Origin of the sequence: Chryseobacterium sp. POE27 (assembly GCF_039727685.1) — a bacterium.
Lineage (GTDB): Bacteria > Bacteroidota > Bacteroidia > Flavobacteriales > Weeksellaceae > Chryseobacterium.
The window spans coordinates 1,413,224-1,436,553 of the sequence record NZ_CP152475.1 but is presented as its reverse complement, the minus strand read 5'-3'; the positions used below and the strand labels follow the sequence as shown (position 1 = coordinate 1,436,553).

At 32.7% G+C, this 23,330-nt stretch carries 15 protein-coding genes; 7 read left to right on the top strand and 8 right to left on the bottom strand.

Annotated elements, in window-relative coordinates:
• The first annotated feature begins 87 nt into the window (after window positions 1-87).
• Entirely contained in the window at window positions 88-1,227 is a 1,140-nt protein-coding gene (locus tag AAHI02_RS06605; RefSeq protein ID WP_346986016.1) for a site-specific integrase, read from the top strand.
• A 192-nt stretch (window positions 1,228-1,419) separates the two neighbouring features.
• Complete coding sequence (locus AAHI02_RS06600; RefSeq protein WP_346986015.1) at window positions 1,420-1,707, top strand: helix-turn-helix domain-containing protein; 288 nt, start codon at window positions 1,420-1,422, stop codon at window positions 1,705-1,707.
• 281 nt (window positions 1,708-1,988) lie between these two features.
• Here AAHI02_RS06600 and AAHI02_RS06595 read toward each other — a convergent pair whose 3' ends face one another.
• Window positions 1,989-3,803 carry an ATP-dependent helicase gene (locus AAHI02_RS06595; protein WP_346986014.1) on the bottom strand — a complete coding sequence of 605 codons (1,815 nt, stop codon included), beginning with the start codon at window positions 3,801-3,803 and terminating at the stop codon, window positions 1,989-1,991.
• Window positions 3,803-5,734 (bottom strand): AAA family ATPase, encoded by a 1,932-nt coding sequence (locus AAHI02_RS06590; protein ID WP_346986013.1) that lies wholly within the window; start codon window positions 5,732-5,734, stop codon window positions 3,803-3,805. The genes AAHI02_RS06595 and AAHI02_RS06590 overlap by 1 nt, the downstream gene beginning before the upstream one ends.
• 288 nt (window positions 5,735-6,022) lie before the next feature.
• Here AAHI02_RS06590 and AAHI02_RS06585 point away from each other — a divergent pair, with 288 nt between their 5' ends.
• Window positions 6,023-9,514 carry a hypothetical protein gene (locus tag AAHI02_RS06585; protein WP_346986012.1) on the top strand — a complete coding sequence of 1,164 codons (3,492 nt, stop codon included), beginning with the start codon at window positions 6,023-6,025 and terminating at the stop codon, window positions 9,512-9,514.
• 5 nt (window positions 9,515-9,519) lie between these two features.
• Window positions 9,520-10,170, top strand: coding sequence for a hypothetical protein (locus AAHI02_RS06580; protein WP_346986011.1), 651 nt, complete (start codon window positions 9,520-9,522; stop codon window positions 10,168-10,170).
• Between the two features lie 696 nt (window positions 10,171-10,866).
• On the opposite strand, the gene AAHI02_RS06575 is transcribed toward AAHI02_RS06580, so the two are convergent.
• Window positions 10,867-11,163, bottom strand: a complete 297-nt coding sequence (locus tag AAHI02_RS06575) for a helix-turn-helix transcriptional regulator (RefSeq protein ID WP_346986010.1) — start codon at window positions 11,161-11,163, stop codon at window positions 10,867-10,869.
• Window positions 11,164-11,428: 265 nt separating this feature from the next.
• On the opposite strand from AAHI02_RS06575, the gene AAHI02_RS06570 reads away from it, so the two are divergent.
• Complete coding sequence (locus tag AAHI02_RS06570) at window positions 11,429-12,643, top strand: site-specific integrase (RefSeq protein WP_346986009.1); 1,215 nt, start codon at window positions 11,429-11,431, stop codon at window positions 12,641-12,643.
• Window positions 12,644-12,976: 333 nt separating this feature from the next.
• On the opposite strand, the gene AAHI02_RS06565 is transcribed toward AAHI02_RS06570, so the two are convergent.
• On the bottom strand, window positions 12,977-13,816 hold the full coding sequence (locus tag AAHI02_RS06565) for a hypothetical protein (protein ID WP_346986008.1): 840 nt from the start codon (window positions 13,814-13,816) through the stop codon (window positions 12,977-12,979).
• A gap of 791 nt (window positions 13,817-14,607) precedes the next feature.
• Between AAHI02_RS06565 and AAHI02_RS06560 the strand changes: the two genes are divergently transcribed.
• Complete coding sequence (locus AAHI02_RS06560) at window positions 14,608-15,051, top strand: JAB domain-containing protein (RefSeq protein ID WP_346986007.1); 444 nt, start codon at window positions 14,608-14,610, stop codon at window positions 15,049-15,051.
• 560 nt (window positions 15,052-15,611) lie between these two features.
• The gene (locus AAHI02_RS06555) at window positions 15,612-16,868 is read left to right on the top strand and encodes a DUF3945 domain-containing protein (RefSeq protein WP_346986006.1); all 1,257 of its coding nucleotides are present in this window, start codon (window positions 15,612-15,614) and stop codon (window positions 16,866-16,868) included.
• A 666-nt stretch (window positions 16,869-17,534) separates the two neighbouring features.
• Here the strand turns inward: AAHI02_RS06555 and AAHI02_RS06550 are convergent.
• From AAHI02_RS06550 to AAHI02_RS06535, 4 genes are all read right to left on the bottom strand, one after another.
• Complete coding sequence (locus AAHI02_RS06550; RefSeq protein WP_346986005.1) at window positions 17,535-20,396, bottom strand: hypothetical protein; 2,862 nt, start codon at window positions 20,394-20,396, stop codon at window positions 17,535-17,537.
• A 45-nt stretch (window positions 20,397-20,441) separates the two neighbouring features.
• On the bottom strand, window positions 20,442-21,059 hold the full coding sequence (locus AAHI02_RS06545) for an NADAR family protein (RefSeq protein ID WP_346986004.1): 618 nt from the start codon (window positions 21,057-21,059) through the stop codon (window positions 20,442-20,444).
• 24 nt (window positions 21,060-21,083) lie between these two features.
• Entirely contained in the window at window positions 21,084-22,127 is a 1,044-nt protein-coding gene (locus AAHI02_RS06540) for a hypothetical protein (protein ID WP_346986003.1), read from the bottom strand.
• Between the two features lie 176 nt (window positions 22,128-22,303).
• Complete coding sequence (locus AAHI02_RS06535; protein ID WP_346986002.1) at window positions 22,304-23,329, bottom strand: hypothetical protein; 1,026 nt, start codon at window positions 23,327-23,329, stop codon at window positions 22,304-22,306.
• Window position 23,330 lies beyond the last annotated feature (1 nt).

Genomic DNA, 23,330 nt, shown 5'->3' with positions numbered 1-23,330 from the left:
TATTTATATATTTGTACACCTGTTGTACACCTCGAACTACAAAAAAGTAGTACAAAGGTGTACAAATGTACACCTCAAATAAAAGATATGAATATTACTTTAAAACAGAAAAATTTAGCTGATGGAAGGATTAGTCTTTTCATTGAGTATTACAAAGGTTCTTCTACTAATGCACAAGGAAGAAGAGTTCACCTGCGAAATTTTGAGTATTTGAAACTGTATTTACAGCCCGACCCGAAGTCGGCTAAGGAAAAAAAAGAGAATAAAGAAACTATGGCTCTTGCCGAAAGTATTTTGGCAATTAAAAAAGCTGAATATGTTCAGGGACGCTATGATCTGAAAGATACCGTAAAAAGTAAAAGAAATTTTTTAACGTACTTTGAGGAGTTAACAAAAGAGAAGCAAGAGCAAGATACTTCTAATAATTACGGTAACTGGTTTTCAACGCTACAACATCTCAAAAAGATTGTTCCAAAAAATATGACTTTCGATGAAATGGATGAAAGTTTCGTCAAGAAAGTTCACCGATACTTTGAAAAAGATGCCCGCACCAAAAGTGATTTGCCGCTTTCTCAAAATTCAAAACATTCTTACTTCAACAAGTTTAAAGCTGCGCTACGAAATGCTTTTGATAATGGATATCTGACAATAAATTATGCATCAAAAGTAAAATCCTTTGAACAGGCGGAAAGCCAAAGAGAATATCTAATCTTTGATGAATTACAGCGTTTAGCCAAAGCAGAATGCAAATATCCGGTTTTAAAAAAAGCTTTTCTTTTTTCTTGTTTATCAGGGTTACGTTGGTCAGACATTAATACTTTGATATGGAAAGAAGTTCGTGACGAAGGTGATGTTTCTAGAGTCAATTTCCGACAGGAAAAAACAGATGGCGTAGAATATCTCTATATATCAAAACAAGCTAGGGAATTGTTGGGCGAAAGACAAGATCCGCAGGAAAGAGTTTTCAAAGGTTTAAAATATGGAATGACCTACAATACTGAAATTATACGCTGGTGCAATCGAGCTGCAGTTCCTAAGCACATTACTTTTCACTCAGCCAGACATACGAACGCAGTCCTGTTGTTGGAAAACGGTGCGGACATTTACACAGTTTCTAAAAGACTTGGACATAGGGAATTAAGAACAACGCAGATCTATGCAAAAATTGTGGATAGCAAAATGAAGGAAGCTGCTGAGATTATTCCGGAATTAAAGATCGAGTTATGAAAACTCAGTTTTCTATTTAATTCAGTGAAAATCGCTCTATAATCAATTGAATTCAGAATAAACTTTTTTTAATCTTTTTTACATTTAAAATTAACCCAGAGTTTTCGTACTTAGGCCACAAGCTATTGCTAGTCTTTTATTTACGATTTTTATTGTTGACTTTTGTTTTTGTAAATCAATTAAAAGAAACAGATGGAAAATAACGAAATCATCATTCATAAGCTCAACCGAATTGAAAAACATATATTCGGGCTCAAAGCAATTCTTAATGTAGAGGAGCTTTCGGATTACACGGGGTTTAAGAAATCCTATATCTACAAATTGGTTCATACCAATTCTATCCCATTTTCAAAGCCTTCTGGAAAAATTCTATTCTTTGAACGGAAAAAAATTGAAGAATGGTTGCTGAAAAATAGCCATAAATCAAATGACGAGATCCAACAAGAAGCAATAGAATTTTCTTTACGTAATAAATCATGACTGTAATTAAATGCCTATATCTACTAATGTAATACTGGAACTAGTTTATTTAGTGACTTGATTTGTTATAAAATATATAATTGGGATTATAATGTAATCTTAGAATAAAAGAGATATTATCCTCTTGTATATTTATCCTGTCTTGTGAACTTAACAGGACTATTCTCAAACCATTTATTAACTGATATTGAGCAGATTTTGAAGGTGATAACTAATAATTGAATAAAATTTCTTAATGATGAAATGGAGTGTGGTGTATTCAAGTATATTGTTAACTATATTTATATTGGTATGATTTGAATATTTTCACCAAATTTTTCATATAGCTTTTTATTTGAAACAGACTTTGGAAATGCCATGGCGAGGTGATATTTAGGACGAGATAAAGCAACATAAATTAATCTTCTCGTTTCATCTGGAAATACATCCTGTTCATTTGATATGTTATCAAATGTAATATTGTCTTTATGTTTTCTTTCATTGAAAAATACTAAAATGGAATCTAATGTTTGACCCTTGACTTGATGAATAGTGGTAATTGGTATATTGTATTTCGAAAAGGATTTTTGAAAATGATGACTGACCGGATCTAGTAAGGTTGTCTTTTCGAAATATTTTGATTTTCGTTTTTTTAAAAGAAAATCTATTTCATGATCAAGCCCAAGCTGTTCTTTTAGAAATATCTCAGTGTCTTTTGTCCATTGTTGAATTGAATTGCTGAGATCAGGCATTTTATATAATGTGTTCATGATTAGGGAATTGAATTTAGGATCTTCCTTTTTTCGTCTTTCGATTTCTTTCAAATCATGAAATTCATCTTTCACCTTATATATTAATTTAATAAAGATTTTTCTTGCTTGATTTATAGCGTTTTTTACATCACCTCCTAAATATAGATTTTTCAACTCGATTAAATTTGTTGGTAAATCAGAGTTCCAAGGACGCTGTTCTTTTTCTTTACCAAGCAGTTTATCTTTTAGCGTATTTCCCCTAACTACGATACAGCTCTTCTTGAAATTACTGACTAAGCATCGACTTTCGTAATGTTCTAATATATTTTGAAAATTAGTAGTATTATATTTATATATTACAATCGAATCTTCTATCTCCGCACAATCCAAACTATTGATTTTTGGATCACCAGAAATTCTCACAAGCGAAAATATATCGATAATATTCTGTGATGACCTTCTATTGTCGGTAAGATTGTAAGCTTGCCAACAGGTATCGTTTGAGTATTTTGTTAAAAACTCCTTAGGGGATGCGTCTCTCCATTCATATAGACTTTGATAGGGGTCACCGATCAACTCTAAATTTGTTAAACCGTTTTTTGTCAGTTCATCAAAGATGGCATGCTGTAGTAAAGAATTATCTTGTGCCTCATCAATGATTATATGTGGGAATCTCCTGCTTAGCCATTGACTAATTCTGGGATTTTTTCTAAGTAAAAAAAGTGCTATATAAGCTGAATCTCCCGTTGAGATGAGCCCTTTTTCAAATTGTGTTTTTTTTATAAACTTACAATAATTAATAAAGTTTTTGTATTCGACTTTTTCTGGCAAGGGTTGCTTTCCTCCTATACTGAATGTGCCATCGGGCTCAATCCTTATTTCACTGGGTTTGTACAAGTGATAAATGCTTCTGTTGTCTTTTCCTTTATAATCTACACTGTTTAATGGCCAAACTAAGCCCTCTCTAAGCTCTCCGGTTGTCCTGTCTGTATATTTAGTTTTCCACATATTATCCAAAATATCGGTGTGATCTAATATTTTAGGACGATTGAAATTTCTATTTAATACATTGTAGAATGGTAAAGTAATATATTTATTGATGAAGCTGTCAATTGTAGATACGTGATTTGGAAATTGGATTTGTCTTCCAGCCAAATTCATATATGCTTCATTTATTTCATCTTTGGCAGCATTAGTAAAAGAAAGACAAGCGATTCCGGAATGAGAGGATATTTCTTTCAAATTTTCTATCTCTAAAATTTTCTTTGCGATAGTAGTGGTTTTGCCACTTCCTGGACAGGCATTTAAAACAACTTTTCCTCTAGCTTCTAAATAAATTTTTCTCTCGTTATTAATATAGTACATTATAAGCCTTGTTTTAAGTGTGATAAAGCATCCAATATGTATGAAGGAACTATGAAAGATGATTTTGCCTTTGATAGATTTTCAAGAAGATAAATCGAAAAATCCTGTGCAAACTCAGCTTTATTTGGGATAGATTTCCAGACGAGAATAGCCACCTTTCTCTTTTCTTCTTCAGTCATCAAATCATCATGAAAACTTCTGTTGTATGCTTCTATTTTATCAATTTTCTCAGGATCTGTCAAATATAAGTATCTAACTAGAAAATTGTCCCTAAATTTTCGTCGGTCATTAGGGATATTATTTAATGCAATTTCATATTCAAGTGTTTTAAATGATGAGAAAACTTTTATGTTTTCAGCTCCGTTTTTTACTGAATTTAAATTTTTAATCCTCGAAGAAGGCTGTCCATTTTGAATTTCCTTATAAAGGTGATCTAATACCGTAGTTTCAGTTATTAATTTTTCAAAACTAAAATCTGAATTTTTTGAATTTGTATATCTATCGTCGTCAGTTACTATTGAAACTGGTTTGTTAATTCTTTTCTCAATCTCTGCATTATTGAATAAATATAAGAACGGATAAAAGGATGTTCCTTTTACATTAACGACTTCTGTTCTATAATCTTCTAAAAGGTAATCTTCTAAGCGAGTAAAAGCTGAAATAAGTAGTTCCTCAGAGATTCCCTCAATAAAAAGAACTGATTTCGCAAACAGTAATTGTGATTTTGTAACGTCAATATATCTTTGTAACTTCTTTAATCTTATACTATAATCATCTTCTTTCAGTAAAATGTTTTTGGTAGTATCTTCTACAATATTTTCAGGAATCCTATTTTGAAATTGACTGTCTAGTTTAGTTGCCTTACCGCAATCTAATAATATTAAGTTTTTTAAAGGAACTTTTGATGTAAGAGTAGGAGAATGAGTTGTAATAAATAATTGCCCACTGTCAGAAGTATTTGCTTCAGTAAGAAAATAATATAAACTTAGCTGTAATTGTGGATGCAAATGAGCTTCAGGTTCTTCAATTAGAAGTGCAAAATGAGGGAGGTTGTTTTCCTCTATTTGTTGTTCTTTGATGTCCCCCAAAACCACGGCTATATAAATCAAATTATTTAACCCCAGACTATTCTGACCTAACCTAAAGCCATCTTCCACTAAACTTGTCTTATCATGAGGTAGATAAGGTTTGATCGCATTGACTATATATTCTATTTTGGCTTCTTCAATCTGAAGGCCAATTTTGTTGTCTATGAACTTCTTAAAAATACCTCCCAAATTAGCATTAATTCCCTCTCTTGTATTCTTTACTTCTTCTCTTTGCAGTAATAGTGTATTTGCATCCTTTATGATTTTTTCAATTTCTGATTCGGTTTTTTTTCGACCAACGAATCTTCTGATCACACTTCCAAGTATATTATTTCTGGTTGTAAGAAGGTCTCTTGTGCTATCTCTTAGTGCTCCCAGATAATAATGTTGAAATAATTCAAAAGTTTTATAATCAGCTTTTTGGCCATCAATATTGCCAGTATTGTAAGAAAAATACGGATATTTTCCACCTCTGTTTTCGTAACTTAAAGTGATTCTAGCATAATCTTCGTTTTCGTCATTGGGATCAATCACCATGAATTCATAAAATGCTCCTTTTTGTGAGGTTGACAGATTTTTAAAAATATATGTTATATTGATTAAAGTCGACTTATGAAGAATTTTTGATTCTCCAATTTGTATTACTTTCTGGAAGAAATCGTCGAAAGAAACTGAAAGTTCTCTTAATGGTTCTCCAATATTGTACAGTAATCTGATTGCATCAATAAATGCAGATTTACCACTGGCATTTTCTCCAATTACAATATTTATTTTGGGATCGAACTCGGACTCAATGCATTCGATCCCTTTGTAGTTTTCAATTTTAATGTAAGATAAATACATTTGGCTTTTTAGTTTAGCCCAAATATACAATCTTACTGTCTACTTCCGTGTAATTTCTATGAAATAAATTAAGCAACTATATATTTGAATTTACCGGATCTAAACTCTAAAATTCCAGTTTTTCAAATACAATCTCAGGTTTTTCAAATCTAGAGAAGACCTTTGATGTTTTAGATAAAATATACAACTTATAAATGTAATTATAATAATACCAAATTTTAAATATTTTCCAGTCTGTTTAAGTTGAATTAACTAATTAAATTTGTAATTTATCAAAAACATTTAAGCATGTCAAAGAAAGGTGGAGAATTTGAAATTAATGCCATTGACTTCCTGGAAAAAATATTTAATGAATTAAATTATACAGTTACAAGAAAAAGGACACAAAAATCAGGCTCACAAGATGGTTATGATGATCTGATACAGATTGTAGACGATAGATACAGAAGATATACCATTTTTGCCGAATGTAAGGATTATTCAACACATTTGAATTATACTCAGGCAATTGAAAAAATCCCACACATTGTCTCCACCCATCAAAATATTGATTTATTATTATTTATATCTCCCTATGAAGACTTTTCAAATACAAATGAAAACTCTAAAGTTGAAGGTTTTTACGAGGCTATAAACGAGAGATGCCCTGTGGAATTTTTAACACCAGAATCATTTATTGAAGAATATTTTAGCTTATATCCTGAATTGTTTAAAAAGGTTTATAAGAATGAATTATCTAGAATAGAAGGAACTAAACGTGAGCAAATATTACGTCGTTTTGAAAAAATGATTTTTTCAAACAAAAATTTAAAAAAAGTAGTAATCTTTCAAGAAGATAGAGAAAAATATATAGGAAAGAATTCTATTCATGAATTTCATATTTTGAGAAACTTTAGGAAGTTTCAGGAGAATGATCGCTATGTCAGTAACAATTCAGAATATAATCTTGATCTCCTTGATTATCTTAGTAATGCAAAACTGGGAGTGGTAATTTTGGGGAATCCTGGTTATGGAAAAAGCGAAGAATTGAAAAATTTCTCTGTAGTACTTTGGAATATGATGGATCAAAATTTTAAGATTCCTAAATTTCAATCTCTAAAAAATTTCAATACCGATACAAAAATTGAAGAATTATTACCTTCAGATTATAAAAGTATATATGATCTTGTAGTGATTTTTGATGGTTTAGATGAAGTCCACAATATTGTAGATTTTTCAAATAAATTCCGATCATTTATTTCGGATAATGGAGAACTGATCAGTAAAATACGAATGAAGTTTGTAATTAGCTGCAGGACCAGTATTTATAAAAAATGTGTAAAAGATTTGCAAAATCTAGATACATGTTTTCTTAATGAAGTAACTGAAGGCGCTGCCATTCGATTCTTATTTAAAAAGTTTAATCTTGATATAACTTTAGCAAAAGGATTTAGTTTTTATAAATACAGAGATGTTTTAGAAAATCCATTTTACTTGGAAATACTTGGTTCGTATTATAAGAATACAGGTGAAATCTTATTGAACAGATCAAAATTAATTGAGAAGTATATTGAAAGTCGATTAGAGCTTGATGAAAATAATAAATTTCGAAATGACTTGAATTTTGACAAATTTGAGATTTATGAATCATCAAAAAAAATAGCAGTCGCTCTGGAATCGATGCAAAAGACTTCAATATCAACTAGCGAGATAACTTTCCTATGTAAAAAAAAGATTGATGTATTTAAAAATCCATTTTTAATAGAAAATCTGGAGAATAATACTTGGAGTTTTGAACATAAAAATATTCAAGAATATTTTGTTGCAAAAGTATTGGCAAAATTGGATTTTGAAGAAATCATTAATATTCTCCGTATTGATGCAAAATCTAATAAAATACATCCTACCTGGATTAATGTTGTGTCCTTTCTTCTAAATTTAGAACTACCTATTACAGTTTTTGAGATGATTGTCGATTGGATCAGTAATCATGATATTGCTTTTATATTTGAAGCAGACCATAATCGAATCTCTGATAAGATAAAAATTAAATGTTTACAGCAGTTGTTTGAAGAAAATTGTGTCAAAAATACGATGTGGATCGAGAATTTATCTGAGGTTGGTGTTTTTAGTAATGTAACTGAGAATGTCAATTATTTGATCGATGCTGGAAAAAATACGTCTATTCATACGAGAGCAAGGATATCTGCATTAGATCTTCTATCTCATATGTCATTTTCACCAATACAGCTATCAAATGTGAAACATTTGATTTTTCAGATTATTGATGAGTTTGAAAGAGATATTGAAGGGAAACAATATTTGTTATATCAGGGCTTTTCAATTATCCGAAATACAGATTTGAAAATTGATCATGCTTTTTATCAAAATGTTTTCGATAAACTTAAGGCATATGATAATAAAGAAGTTATTGATGCCATTTTTTCTTCAATATCAAATGATTTAATTGAAACAAATGTTGATTATTTTCTAAAAATTCTGCAAAAATCAATAGAGCGAAAATGGAAAAGCGCTTCTTCTACAAGAAATATGATCTCAAGAAAGGAAAGCGTTTTTAACATATTCAAAAAAATTTCGTCGCCGAAAGCTCTTCTCACTATACTATCGTTCTTAATTGAAAAACATAAAAACTCTGAAATTAAAGAGACTTATATTCGCAATTTTATAAGTCATTTTATAAAACAATTTGAAGCTGTAAATAATGATCATAAAGAAGAATTAATTCTCATTATCTCCACCGCAATATTTAATGATAAAATACGATTTTTTGAGCAGGATAATTTTATTGATCTTGTAAAAGCACTGAAAATCGAGAAGAAAGTATTCGATAAAATCCTAGATAATGTAACTGAGAAAAGATCTCTAAAATATTTTCTAGCCGCAATTGTTGAATATACTTTCTTTGATGACATTGTTGAAAAGTATAATGATAACAAAGTCGACAATGACTTCATTATTGAATTTAGAGAAATCTTATCATATGATAGATCAATAGATTTCGCGATTGAATTTGAGAAATTTTTCGAAGATAATTCTGATTTCCGATTCAATAATAAATTGAATAAAGATGAGTTTGAAAAAAAGTTTTATGCCTATAGAAGAGAAAGACAAAGAGAATTTGATGTCTTATTTAGTAATCAACAACTTGAAATAGAAATGAGAGAAATCTTTCATTTCAAAAATAAAAAATCATTATCGTACGAGGATCTTGATCAATTTAGAAAAGACTTTTATAATACAGAGTTTTTAAGAGAAAACGTAACTGTAAATTCGAAAGAATTGCTATCGAAGATTTTACGCAAAAATTTTAAAACGCCAAAAGCTCTACATATCGATGATATAGCTAAATATATTGAGATGTATGAATATGATATTATTTTAAATATGAAAAGATCATTGCCCGAAAAAGATGATTCTAATATTATTTTATCTGCTGATCACATCACATTTATAAAAAATTGGTGTATATCAAATACTGACAAAATGAACTCTTTATATTTAAAGTACATGCATACAAATCAGCAATGGGAAGAAAATGATTATCAGATATTTAAGATGATTTGTAAATTTCAAAAATATTTCAATTTTGATTTGGATGAAGATCTACTTTTAAACATGATTTTTTTTATGAGTTTTAAAGAAGAAGATTTGAAATCAATTGAAAATCATGTATCAAAAGAAAAGGTTGCTCAAAGAATTATACAAAATGCAAATAAAACTGAAGAGGATAGTAGTTTGTACTTTTATGTAAAATATATGCATGAAAAAAAATTGATTTAACATTATTGAACTTTGATCTTAAATCAAGAATTAAAGAATATTTGCTTTCTGGAAGCTCTTATTATGCGAAAAAAATTGTGGAGCTTTTATATTCTGATGATATAAACTTTTTTAAAGAATTGACCGATTTAAGATTTATAACTCCTAAAATGTATTTTTTAGATTTCGTTTTAGGATTGTTGATAAAGAATAAAGAAAATTCTTTTGTAGAAAAATTTTTAATAGTTTATTATGATGTATTGATTCAGAATGGAATGATGGAAGAAACCAATATTATAAAAAATCTGATTTTATCAAATAGTGATCTTGGATTTAGAAAACTTAAAGAATTGATAGCAGAAAATCCATTTCAATACATTAGTATAGAAAGTCACTTTAATTTCTCAACATGGCAACAATTTTCGAATAAAAATTCTATAGATGATTTGATTATTATTCTGAATTTAGGATTATTAAATTATAGTATAGACCAAATTCAAAAAGCTCATTTTTCACCTGTAAGAATTTCTACAGAGGCAATTATAAGTATTTGCAATAATCAAAGTTCAGCAACCTGCGATCTGATATTAGATAAAATCGAGCAGATGAATACTGATTTAATTTTGGAAAAATGTGGCGATCTTTTTTATATTAATAAACTTAAAAAAAGATGTTAATGAAATCTCAATGGCTCGCAAATCACTTCCCTATAGCTTAAAGGAAGCTTCAAAATTTATTGTTGATTATGACCACATATTTTATAATTAAGCAAGCTTTAGATTTTCAAATCTATTAAGATGATATTAATAATACAATAATGTAGCATCGATGTAAAGATTTTTACACCGATGTTGGGTTATTTAAATTTATCAGCATATTTTTAAATTCTAGTAAATCGGTTTCAATCCCAGAAAATACCGTCGTTTTATATTTAGTATCTAAATCTAATTGATTGATTTCATATTTTCTTTTTTTATCCGTAAAAAAACATCAGATGAAAATAGATAGGAGGAAATTCGCATCAAATGGATATGATCACCTGAGTTTTCTTTTTTATTCTTTACCGCTAGATATGCACCTAATGAAAATTTTACATGTAACGTAGGAATTCTACTAAATCCATATTTTTCCAATTCAACTAAGAGCGCCATAAGCTCTTTTTTTTGAATCCATGTTTATTTGTTAATTGAAATAAAAGTTGATCAATCCAGTTTGGTGCACTAAATTCAACAAAATCAACCTTATAAAAATAGTGTGCGATAAATGAGCAGATTAACACTATTGTCAGTGGATGGAATTAAAGCATACTGTAAATGTATTCCAGTATGTAACTCATTTTTCCGGAGATTATGAATTGCTGGTATAGTTAGGATTCAGTCAGGTATATTAATCCCTTTGGCAGTCTCAAACTCTTTAAAGAATTCCTCCAGAGAATATTGTTCATGTCTTAATATACTATAGATCGTGGACATAGGAATATTATAGCCTTCCTTCAGTTTTAGTTTTGAAATTGTTGAAGACGTTATACCGCAAAGCTTAGCATATTCATTCTGTGAAATTGTCTTACCTTGTTGGTTTCTGTATTCCCGTAAAAACTTAGCTTCAATAAAATTGCATAGATGCTTGTTAAAAAGCGCATTTTTACGATTAACAATTTCTTTATCTGACATTTTTCCTGTAATTCTTTTGTTCAAAAGAAAAGATTAATAAGAAAAATACTGTTCGCTAAAGCGAATGATTTTGAAGATTTTTGATATATTTGTAAAAAAAGCCGGAATAATAGAATGTTCAGCAATATAGCCGAAACGTCACTATTAAAAATATGAGCATATTTTGAATTTGCAACCTTTCAAGTCTGGTATAGTAGCCATCAGAAAACCGTCAGGTAGCTGAAGATTTTGTAAAAATTCTATTTTAAATCTAAATACACAATTAATGAACAGTACATTTAACCTGTTATTTTTTATAAAGAAAAATAAGATTAGGGCTAACGGAACTGCCCCTATCTACCTGCGGATCACGATAGATGGCAAGGCTGCAGACATTTCATGCAAGCGTTATGTTGAGCCGGAGAGATGGGATATTAAAGCCAGAAAAGTGACTGGATCATCGCAGGAATCCAGAACACTAAATGCTTACCTCAAAACTTTAGAGCAGAAAGTCTACGATCATCATTATGAGATGCTCAAAGAAAAAAATAATGTCACAGCAATGGCTCTTAAATCAAAACTTCTGGGAAAAGATCTTGAGCAAAGAATGCTGATTCCCATCTTTCAAACGCATAATGACAGGATGGAAGCGCTGATTGGTAGGGATTTCGCACCAGGGACGCTTGAACGTTATAAAACATCGCTCAGGCATACACAGGAATTCATCCTTTGGAAATATAATGTGACGGATATTGATATCAATCAGATTGATTTTGATTTTATTACAGATTATGATTTCTGGCTTCGTACTGTTCGTCATTGCGGCAATAATACGGCTGTTAAATACATCAAAAATTTTAAGAAAATTATCCGGTTATGTATGGCACATGGCTGGCTAAAGAACGATCCTTTTGTTTTTTATAAGGCAAAAATCAAAGCTGTAGAAAAAGTCTGTCTCACAAAAGAGGAGATCCGCTCTATTTACCATAAGAAATTTTCGTCGCATCGATTAACTCAGGTGCGTGATATTTTTCTTTTCAGTTGCTACACCGGTCTTGGGTATACTGACGTCAAACAACTATCAGCATCAAATGTCTCAATCGGTATTGACGGAGATCAGTGGATTTTCACCCGTCGTCAGAAAACCGGCGTCCCGGCTAGGATTCCACTGTTGCCTATGGCTAAAGAACTTATCTTAAAGTATGAAAATCATCCAAAATGTATGATCTCTAATATTCTGTTTCCTATGGTTAGCAACCAGGTAATGAATTCATATCTTAAAGAAATTGCTGATTTGTGCGGCATTGATAAAACGCTGACTTTTCATGTGGCGAGGCATACATTTGCCACCACAATTACTTTGTCTAATGGGGTGCCGATTGAAAGTGTCAGTAAAATGCTCGGGCATACTAACATCACGACTACCCAGCATTATGCTAAGATTTTGGATAATAAAATCAGTGATGATATGTCGATTCTACGCAGTAAGCTGCGAGATTAGATCAAGTTTGCAGCTGGTTAAATGAGTTGTAAGAAATAGTTTTTATAGATTACTTTTTGCAACAATTATCATATTTTAATCCTGCATCCATAGAGTCATTTCCAAATAAATTGAAGACGATATATTTATTGACTATCTTTTTTTATGCAGTTTTAAGAACTGCATCTTACTCTATCAAGCAATATATACTTAAAAGAGATCAGACTTTGTACACCATGATATTTGCTGATCTCTTTAAAATTACACGGTAAATTCTTTTTTCTGTCGAAATCTTTTAAAATTTTTTTGCTTATACTATGTCGCTCTTTTTCTTTGGTATCAAAAAAATATATATTATAATCCACGTTGTTTGAGTTTAGTGTAAGCATTTATCGTATTTAATAAAGAATAGAATACCCACTCAAGCTGTTCCTTGTGTATAAGATTTTTAGTTGTGTCCTTATTATGCCTTATGTCAAAAGTATTTACAATTTGAAAAAAATCAGAAACGTCTTTTTGATTAAAATATGACTTCAAGTCTTCTCTCAGCGGTTCTAAGATATAGCTTAAAGCCTCACAAGCTGAGCGCATTTTGTCAAGCGACGGATTATCGTCAAAGAAAAGTTGTCGAGCGTGATTTATTTTCTCATCGAATTCATGATTACCTGTTGTTATTTCTTGGTTTACGAGTCCGAATAAAGGCATTTTAGGCATGGATTTTTGCGCCTCAATTTTTCCGGCGTTGGTTACCTTTACACCCATATGCAACTGGCTTTCTCTACTTCTTGACATCTGGTGCGTTTTCCTGATGCTTATAAAGCCATCATTTTTTAGTTGGTCAACAATTCTTGTGAATTCCTCTGCATCAGAAAATGCGAGGGGAAAATGCTTGGTCGAATCAATTTCAAATTCTTTATTGTCTTTGCCCCCAAATTGATACAGATATTTTAAAAAATGTATGCATTTTTCTTCAAACTGCAGCGGTGGATTTAGTTTTTTGTATCCCTCTCGAATGAAATTGCTGTCAATTAAAACAGGATCTTCATTTTTCAATGTTTTATCCTTACAAATTCCAGCTATGATGTAACGCTCAAAATCTCCTTCAAGGAGTTCTGTATAAGCAGGGAGCGTTATTTTTACTTTGCCCACATATTCAGTTTCATATTCAAGTGTAGTTCCAGCTATGGGTTTCATATCACCCGGTTTTAGAGGGTAGCCAATTATTGCACATCTATCAAAAGTCATATTGTTTGAGTTATTTAATTTTTATTAGGTTTATTACATTAAGTGGTTATTAATCTTTAATGCAAGATATATCTATAGCGTCTCGGGATTTGATACAATTAATATCTACGCAAATTTAAAATTTAATCGTTAAAAATATTAAGTTAAAATATTTAATAGCTTATCAATTAAAATAAAATCAACAGATTCCTCAGTTTTAATCTACCATGATGTTTGACAGGCTATTAAGGTCTCAATTGATTTCAAATACATTTCTTTCGAGTCACCTGATTTTCTATAGCAAATCTATTCCGTTGTCACTGCTGAAAAAAATCTTTTTGGGTATCCGGAATCAGAGATTCCAAACCCTCCGCAAAAATATTTCAAGCTTTCATCAATCTACTTTTTTATTGTTTTCAAGGAATTGATTGCAGTTTTCATTGTACCTGCCTGAATGGTAATCCGCATAGAAAAGTCAGAAACCTCACAAGATGCAAATGCAGTTCATTAAAATTTTGATCCTTATGATTACCCCTGATATAAGTCCGTATATCTTACATGATAACAGAACAGTTATATCAGATGTCTTATCAATCTGTAGATTATCTAATGCCATCTTAAAATGTATGATACGATCTTTAAATCAGGTGATACCCTTCGGTAAAAATGAAAAGTCAAGATTTCCTTCAAGCTGCAACATACAGGTTTTTTAACAGCAGGTGCGGGAAAAATAGGTCTCCGCCGCACACGGAGCAATTCAGATGAAATTCAATATTGTCAACGAAATTAAACTGAGCTATTCAAGAAAGGGAAATTGTGAAAGGTCGATATCGTCATCACGGGATGCAGTGGAAATATTCAGGGCGCATTTTGATGCGGAGGAGATGGATTACAGGGAATCGTTCTTTGCACTGTATCTCAATCAGGCGAATAAGGTATTGGGCATTAAGAAGATCTCCGAATGCGGGATCTCTTCGACACTGGTGGATGTGAGGATCGTAATGCAGGCGGCGCTGCTTTGTAATGCTACGGCGATGATTGTTGCGCATAATCATCCTTCCGGAAATCTTAAGCCGTCATCAGCGGATATACAGATCACCTCGCAGATCAAAGAGGCAGCGAAAATCCTTAATATTTCCCTGCTGGATCATGTGATCCTGACTTCGGATTCTTATTTCTCGTTTGCGGATGAGGGGTTGACGTAAGCCAGTTGGGAGGCTCTTGAACTTTATGAGACTGTCTTTTGTTTAGTGTTAGTGGTGGATGATAACTGTGTGAAGTTCTGTTGCAAGAACATTAATGACTGATGCCATTGCTTAATTGTTTAAGTAATTGAAATAATTTAATGATACGTTTTTGAATTTTAGAATTCTGAATGGGAAGCCGGTAGCAAAAAGCTAACTGCCATCAGCTTACTTATATCAAATAGTTATTAAACGTATCAAGATCATAAGTAGCAGAAATCGCCTTGCATCAATAAGCTTTTAGATAGCAATAAGTTGTTTCGCCTGATAAGCCTTTACAAGCTAACAGATCTTTTATCGGAAGGATGCTGTCAGACGTTGGCGGATTGAGAACTTGTTTAGTCTTTATTCGGACCTCATGCTCAACTATTATTTTTTAAGCAGAAGTCGGACTGCAAGGAGTTGTAGTAATCGGAAGCAGTATATCCGATAATAGTAGTGATGCTTTTAAAGGCAATGGTTCTGTTCAGAAATCATATAAAAAAACATAACAATAATTAAAAATTTTAAAAATCAAGATCATGAACAATACCGGAAATCAAACAGCAGTTTCAGAGGTCAGCACCTTATTGGTGCTGCGTCATAGCAATAATAGCGTTGGAGTGGTAAAGTCCGTAAGTGCGGACGGGGAGGTAATGGATGTAAGGCCTGAAAATAAGGACGTGGCTGAGGTAATGCGAATTGATGCATCGGAACATACGTTTGCGGAGTTCTATGCCGATTTTTACCGTCGGCTTAAAGATCCGAAGGACTATTCGTTTTTTAAGGTGCGGGAATTTGAAGCTTATGAAGCGGCTGTAGGGTTGCGGTCCTATTTGGCGGGTTCGTCAATCGTTGATAAAGAAGAACTGAAGCAGTATGAGGTATCCATTGATGCGGTAGAGTCTTTGAGAAGTCAGAAGACGCTCCATGGGATTACCGGGGAAAGTGTTTCTGATAAGAAATTGTCTTTTGTGAAATACAATCCAAATTACCGTTTCCAGGTTGAAGATGTGAACTGGGATGCAATGTCCGAAATGGGTCTGGATGTAGTAATATTGGAGAAGTTGGGTGCTTTGGAGCCGTTGTTGAGAGGCTTTAAAACGCCTATGCTAATTCCGGTACGGGATGGTGACGGTGACGAAGGGAATTGTGTTGATGCACGGTTGCAGTTGAGGTTAAATGATAGTGGGGAGGTGGTGCTTAAGGTTCATCGGGTTCAGAAAAGGGTAGATTTCAGGAAGAAGTTTATGGGGCATAAGTTTTCAAAGCAGGATCGAATGAACCTTTTGAACTCCGGGAATATGGGGAGGGTGGTTGATCTTTTGAATCCCGTGACGGGTGAGATGGTTCCGTCGCTGGTGAGCTTGGATAAGCTGACCAATGAATTGTTTTCTTTGAGAATGGAATTTGTGAGGATTCCGAAAGTGATCTGTGGTGTGAGTTTAAGTGCAGAGCAAAGGGAAGTTCTTCATTCGGGAAAGCCTTTGTTTGTTGAAAATATGGTTTCCAGACATAACAGGCTTTTTAATGCGACTGTTCAATTCAATGCGGAGAGGCAAGGGCTGGAATTTTTCTTTAACCGGAAATTGAAGGGAGATGGTTTTGAATGGTGTGTTCCTGCCACTTTCAGAGGCGTTACGCTTCGAAGGTGGCAGATTGAGAAACTACAGGCAGGAGAGACCACGTATATCAGGGGACTGGTGAGTAAGAAAGGGAAGACGTATCAGGGATATATGGACTTCGATAAGAAAATGGGAAGGATTGAGTTTTCGTTTAAGAATACGAAGAAGAAATAGAATTGTGCTATAAATGCTTTGTGCGGAATCTGCAGGAAGCGAATAAACAGCTTTGAACATAAATTTTTAGTAACCTGCAATGTCGAAAGACTTTGCAGGTTATTTTGTTTGAATTCGAAAAAATGAGTGGATGGTGAAAATCGGGCGGCAAAAATGCAATTCCTTCCTGTGGTTGGAAACGCATTTTTGCGGAAAATGGGCAACCCCATTTCAAAAACATTGCCGGGAAGGGCTTTTTATGTTTTTGAAAAAAGATTGCGGAAATTTAGAATAATAATATCTTATTTAGGTACCTGATGTTCATATTAATAAAGAATTTTTTCCGCATATTCTCTTTGATTCGTAGCGATCGGGAAAAAGAATAATAATCATAATCATTGCTGCATCAAAATACCTATAGTTGTTGATTTTAATTTTAATAATAAGATGTTGCGAGAAATTTCTACATAGACATTAAAGCTCGCTGCAATTTATTGTAGCACATTGCAATTATTTCCAACTATAATTTTTTTAATGAAAATAAATAGATGGTGCGACTGCTATTTTCGGAAATCTGAAGTTTTAAACTTAAGATCATTAGTTGGAAATAGCCGATCAAGTTTTAATGCAAAGTAAGTTGTTGAACAATTGAACAGGGTGTGATTTTTAATAATGAAAAAAAATATCTCAGTCGTTATACTTTTCTTTCATTGTTTTAATTTTTTCCATAAGCTCATGATCGTCTTTTGTGTGCGCTATAGAATACATTAAATTAAATATTGGATGTGGGTAACCTAATACTTTTACATTTAGGTTTTTAAAAATATTAAGGGCAATTAGGCTAGCTGTGTACGCATTTTCCAACTCTCCGTTGAAATAAAATGATTCCCCAAGTTTGGTATAGTAGTGCATAAGAAAGGCATCATTCCTATACTCATCCGGAAGTTCCTTATGGAGATTGATCGCAAGTTTAAACAGTTTAATGGCCTCAGGAAAATTTAACAACTCGTAATTTGCTAATGCCAAAACCTGACATTGAACGGACATGGAAAAATCATCATAAATATTGTGTTTCTGCCTTAAGTGCTCAAGATTCTCAAAACACTCTTGGAAACGATCCATCTTTCTTTGCTGGATAAACAAATGGCAGAGATTACAAATGGATATGAACAGTTTGGTTAGGTGCTCTTCATGAAGACTTAAGATTGAAACAGACTGCTCAAAATATTTAAAAGCCTGATCCATCTCGTCGTCAGCTGCAAGAGCGATTCCGTAATTATTGGCAATTAATCCAAGAAGCGGGTCGGTTGCATCTAGGTTATTTTCAGCCCTTTCAAATAAGCTCGTCCACTTTTCAGCTATGTGATCTTTCCCCAGCCAGTTATAAATATTCAAAACTTCATTTTCCAATTGTAGCAAAGGTTGATAAATGGTCTTACGATGTGGTTCATTGATCACATTAAGGATCGCTTCTCCAAACTTTAAAAATCGTAAAGCAAGTTTAAGATCCTGATCAGCACCTCTTTTAAGCACAAGTAAAAGACACCATATATTGTGAAGTTGACTTAAAAATGGCAGTTCCTCTGCACGTTCTTGATAGATGATAGAATCTCTCAAGACCTTATGCATTGTAATTTGCGTGTCTTCCCGTTCAATTAAGCCTTTCGCATGCAATTTATTGATCGCATTTGTTAGATTTGTTCTGCTTTCAGATTTGTATTCTTCTCCAAACCAATCAACAAGATCATTAAACTGCACATCTTCCAAAGGCAGCATTGCAAAGAAACTTAGGTGATACGCATCAAACGGTTCTATCTTGCTTAGGCTGAATGTCTTATTTAAAATCTTTAAAAGATTGAGTGATTGTCCACTATCATTGGGGATGTCTATTTTGAGATTGTCATCATCCAGACTTTGCTGTTCAAAATGATCCAGCATAATATCCAAACTAAGATCAAAACTATACTTAATTGTTTTGGCAACTAATCCAATAACCAATGGATTATATTCTACATAATTAAATAAAGATTTAAATTTATCGTCTGTAATATTGGGAGTATTGTCGAAATTACGGTAAACGGATTTAGATTCCTCAAAACTTAATTTTTTTATGGTTAAGGTTTTTATGTTCTCCAGTCGTAATCTCGTTCCAACGATAATTTTCCAATTTGCTAAACACTGTAATTCTACCATCTCGGCCTCGATACTATCGTAGCTATCAACGACAAGCAAATTATTACCTGCAATCTGATTCAGTTTGTTTATGATTAAACCAAACCTGCCTGAGAATTCATCGGGATTTATAGCAGGTAAATCGAGATTTATAGCTAACTGCTCGTGAAAATTCAAAGTGCTTACCAAGCCTGTTTCAACATTGATCCAAATGATGTGATCATAATCCTGAGCATATTTCGAAACATACAGTTTTAACAGGGAAGATTTTCCCATTCCCCCATTGCCACTCAAACTTACATGCTTGTTATCTTTAAGGAGATCATGAAGGTCGGCAATCACGGTTTCCTGTCCAATCATCATTGATGGATTAATGAAGGGAATAGTTGTTATCAATTGTGGAATTAGCTTCTTACCACTTAGCACTTCAAGTTTTTCTCCATGTAGTTTTTGTATATCTATCAGACCATCGACTGTTTTCTTCATGACAGCGACATCTTTTTCAAGAACTTCAAATCGTGAATAAAACAATTGAGCAAAACGTACATCAATGTAATGCGCTATTTCATCATCATTCGATTTCAGTAGACCATCTAAAATGCTTTTGTTAACATTTCTTTTAGCTGGATCTGCTAGCTGAGATATACGATAGATTTCACTTAAAAGGACATCGAAAAGTAGTTTTTTAGGTCTTTTTTCAAAAACGGGGTGATCTAAATAATTATTGATATCAACAATTATTTTATCAACTGCTTCTTCGGTAGGTAATTCTTTGAAATCCCACCGTACTTTAATCAAAAAATCATGAATCAAATTTTCATCATCGAGTAATTTCTGAAATAAAGATAAGCTCTTTTCTAAGGCTTTTTTTTGATCATCTGAAATTCCTTTTTTTGCTAAAGATTTTTTAATCTTTGAATAGATCTGTGAAAATAAAATCTCAGATACGATTGTTCCGCATTGCTGAAGGGTTTCTTCTCCAATATTGTCTTGCTCTGCAACCCATCTTTGTAGCAATTGCTCACTTTCTGAAATTTTGGTATTTGTGAGAAAGTGAAAAATTGTGGGTGTTACACTGTTGAAATGCTCGAGATATAAGCTGAAGAAATTAAATAATGACTTCTTTATCTCGGGTGATTTAAAACTGAACACCGAGGAATAACATTTAATCTGCGTAAACACAAGTTTGTCACCTATCTCTGTGATATCCTCGTCAACTTCGGTTTTAATGTCGTCTTCAAAACCATTGACATAGTAATCCAGCCATTTCAAAACAACATGTAAATACTGATAGTAAAAACCACGATTGGTTGCAATTGCATCGCGATTGATCTTGATGAAATTTAGTAAGTCGGTTGTTATTATTGGGGCTGACAATGCTTTTAGAAACTACAGATGTATAAATAACACTAACAAAAATTCTTAATATGCGTAGATATCATCAAGGTCATCAATAAAATAATTATCGTTGTGGATTTCTTTTATTGGATTATCATATAGTAGAAATGCTTTGATTTGTGGCTCAAGAATTACTTTTTCTTTAGTAATCATATTTGATTTGACTTTTTCTCTCAATTCCATCAAAAGTCTTCCCAATGCATTTTTTCCTTTCAATATAGAAGGGTTTAAAGGTGAAGCTCCCCATATAGTATCTTTTTTAGAAAATTCTACTATTGTTTTGTCACCCGTACTTAATAGTAATTCCGAAAAAGTATCAAAGTTTTGAATCAATTTAACTTCTAGACACCATTTCATTACCTTAAACTTTACGCTATCCCAATCCTGTCTGCTGTATTGCTGGTATTTTCTGCTTACCGCCTTGGCATCCATAGGATTTTTAGTTTCAATGATCTCCTTCTGTATCAGCGGGAACAACGGAAATCTACAAGCCTGATAAAGAATTTCGGAACTTTGAATATTGATTTCATTGATAAACAAGGAATACCCAGGAGCCATATTCGAAAGGCCTCCAAACTTATTCTCGGTTTTAGCAAAAGTTACAATTTCTTTTGTATTATATTCTCTAATACTTGGATTCATAGTGCTAAATTAAACATTTTTTAGTTATCCTCTGTTGCTTACTGGAAATAAAGGTTTCCATTGATGACCAGGAACTTGCCACCAGTATACCAACGGACAATTATTGGGAATATTCCTCCAGGTGAAAAAATGAGTTCCCAGACCAAAAATTTTATAGGCCGGATTAATGAGGCCGAGCGGTCTTAAATTGGGTTTAATTACTCCTTCTATCTTATTAATGATATCAATTCCCTTTTCAGTTATGATATTTTCATATTTGATCCTGTTATCAGGGTTTGTAAAAAAGGTCTCCTCTGCCGGATCGGTCCTGCTTCTATATGCATAATCCTCATATTTTGTGGCCGTTAGGCTCTCTAAATAACTGTTGATCTTAATATTGTTGCCTTTCACAGGTTTGGCTATGTTGAGTTTTTGGTCAGCAAATTTTGCGTGATTCTCGATATCATAATTAGAGTACCAATTAACCTTTTTACTTACTTTTTCACCAAAGGTCTTGTTGATTCTAAAATTCTGGAAAGAAAAGCCCCATTGGTGCAGACAAAAAACACTTATTGATAAGGTGATCTCGTTTAATGAAACTTTCTCAGCAAACGTTTTACCACGGCTGTCCTTCTGCCCTAAAAATTCCAAAATATGTCTTCCAATTGTACTTCCTGAAGCTAAAATGTCATCAAAGTAGATATAGTGTTTCTTAGGGAACGTCAGATAATCTCTGTAGGAAACTGAAAAGTTTTCATCCAGTACTTCATCCAGTAGCTCTAAAATAGCCGGCTGGCTTTTATGGGACTGCTGAAGATCCAAAAATTCAGTATCCATTAAAAACTGTGTTACGTTGGAATAGCCGAATAGCTTTATGTATTTTCCGATATGACCCTTGACATATTTTTTAGCCTTTTCGCGAGAGACATAAACTTCCGAAATAAAATTGTCAAGTTCCGTCAACACAACGAAACCGTTATCCTCAAATTGCTCTGCCCAATCCAAAATCTTTTCCGGAGTGATCTCAATCTTATCGTGATTCCGATAATCCTTTACAACTTCATAGATTCGTTCAGCGAGCTCTTGCATATCATGAATTTCTTTTATTCAAAAATAAATAAAAAACCATTAACTAAAATCTTTTGATCCTTTTATAATTTCTACATTCGCTCAGTAGTTGATTGAAATGGTTCTGCTGCGGATATTAGTCAAAGTCACTAACTGCGCTGTTATTTCTTATCGCTGGAAATAAAGGATACCAATCATTAGAACCCCACCAAAATACGAGCGGGCAGGTATTGGAGACATTTCTCCAGGTAAAAAAAGTGCGTTCCCGTTCCAAGGGTCTTATTGGTAGGATTTGTCATTCCTAATGGGCGCAGACCATTAGCGGAAATGTGATCGATCGATTTCATAATTTCAAAACCTTTTTCGAGCAATATTTGCTCATATCGCATTCTATTTTCAGCAGATGAAAAGAAATCTTCTTTTTTGGGATAGTTAGCATCTCTGAAAGCAAAATCTTCATTGTAATAGTCGTAATCGTTATTGAGATGATCCTCTACGAATTGAAGTACTTCTTCACCAACTTCTGAGCTAAGCGGATATATGTGGTTAAACTTGGGGTTGGGATTATAGTAGTTGATCTTTGGATTATTTTCTATTTCCGAAACACGGTAAAATTTAAATCTATTCTGAAGGTCTGCTCCCAGCTTTTTACCTATTGAGTACCTCACATTTTTAGATGCCCAGTTGTGTAAAATAACGAATGAGCCAATTATTTTGATATTGCTTTCTATAAACTCTTCATTTCCGTAGTCAGCTATCTTTTCGAGAATATCACTTTTGAACGTTCCACCTGAAGCCAGGACATCATCGGCATAGTACCATTGTTTGATATTTTTAGTACCGCAGTCTTCAAGCGATCTTCCATATTTTGCTTTCAAAAGCTCATCGATAAAACCCAAAAAAACTTTCTGACTTTTCCCAGAAGGCTGACAATCCAAAAATTCCGTTTCATCAAAAAATTTATCGATATCATCATACCCAAGATGTTTACTGATGATATCAAATTCTGTGGAAATCATTTCCAGGGTGTAATCTTTGGTAAGGTAAGATTTCGGGATCAAATGTAACAATTCATCAACCATAAATTCTCTATCTGATTCTTCAAACTGTTCCAACCATTTGTTAAAATGATCGGCATCAATTTTCGTGCTGTAAGCTCTTCCAATATCTTCATTTCTATATTCACCAATTATCGAAATGATCTTATCAATTTTTTCCTCCATC

Bases quoted from the DNA above. Each gene is read 5' to 3' on its own strand.
- AAHI02_RS06605 (WP_346986016.1), top strand. From the start codon at position 88: ATGAATATTACTTTAAAACAGAAAAATTTAGCTGATGGAAGGATTAGT.
- AAHI02_RS06600 (WP_346986015.1), top strand. From the start codon at position 1,420: ATGGAAAATAACGAAATCATCATTCATAAGCTCAACCGAATTGAAAAA.
- AAHI02_RS06595 (WP_346986014.1), bottom strand. From the start codon at position 3,803: ATGTACTATATTAATAACGAGAGAAAAATTTATTTAGAAGCTAGAGGA.
- AAHI02_RS06590 (WP_346986013.1), bottom strand. From the start codon at position 5,734: ATGTATTTATCTTACATTAAAATTGAAAACTACAAAGGGATCGAATGC.
- AAHI02_RS06585 (WP_346986012.1), top strand. From the start codon at position 6,023: ATGTCAAAGAAAGGTGGAGAATTTGAAATTAATGCCATTGACTTCCTG.
- AAHI02_RS06575 (WP_346986010.1), bottom strand. From the start codon at position 11,163: ATGTCAGATAAAGAAATTGTTAATCGTAAAAATGCGCTTTTTAACAAG.
- AAHI02_RS06570 (WP_346986009.1), top strand. From the start codon at position 11,429: ATGAACAGTACATTTAACCTGTTATTTTTTATAAAGAAAAATAAGATT.
- AAHI02_RS06565 (WP_346986008.1), bottom strand. From the start codon at position 13,816: ATGAAACCCATAGCTGGAACTACACTTGAATATGAAACTGAATATGTG.
- AAHI02_RS06560 (WP_346986007.1), top strand. From the start codon at position 14,608: ATGAAATTCAATATTGTCAACGAAATTAAACTGAGCTATTCAAGAAAG.
- AAHI02_RS06555 (WP_346986006.1), top strand. From the start codon at position 15,612: ATGAACAATACCGGAAATCAAACAGCAGTTTCAGAGGTCAGCACCTTA.
- AAHI02_RS06545 (WP_346986004.1), bottom strand. From the start codon at position 21,059: ATGAATCCAAGTATTAGAGAATATAATACAAAAGAAATTGTAACTTTT.
- AAHI02_RS06540 (WP_346986003.1), bottom strand. From the start codon at position 22,127: ATGCAAGAGCTCGCTGAACGAATCTATGAAGTTGTAAAGGATTATCGG.
- AAHI02_RS06535 (WP_346986002.1), bottom strand. From the start codon at position 23,329: ATGGAGGAAAAAATTGATAAGATCATTTCGATAATTGGTGAATATAGA.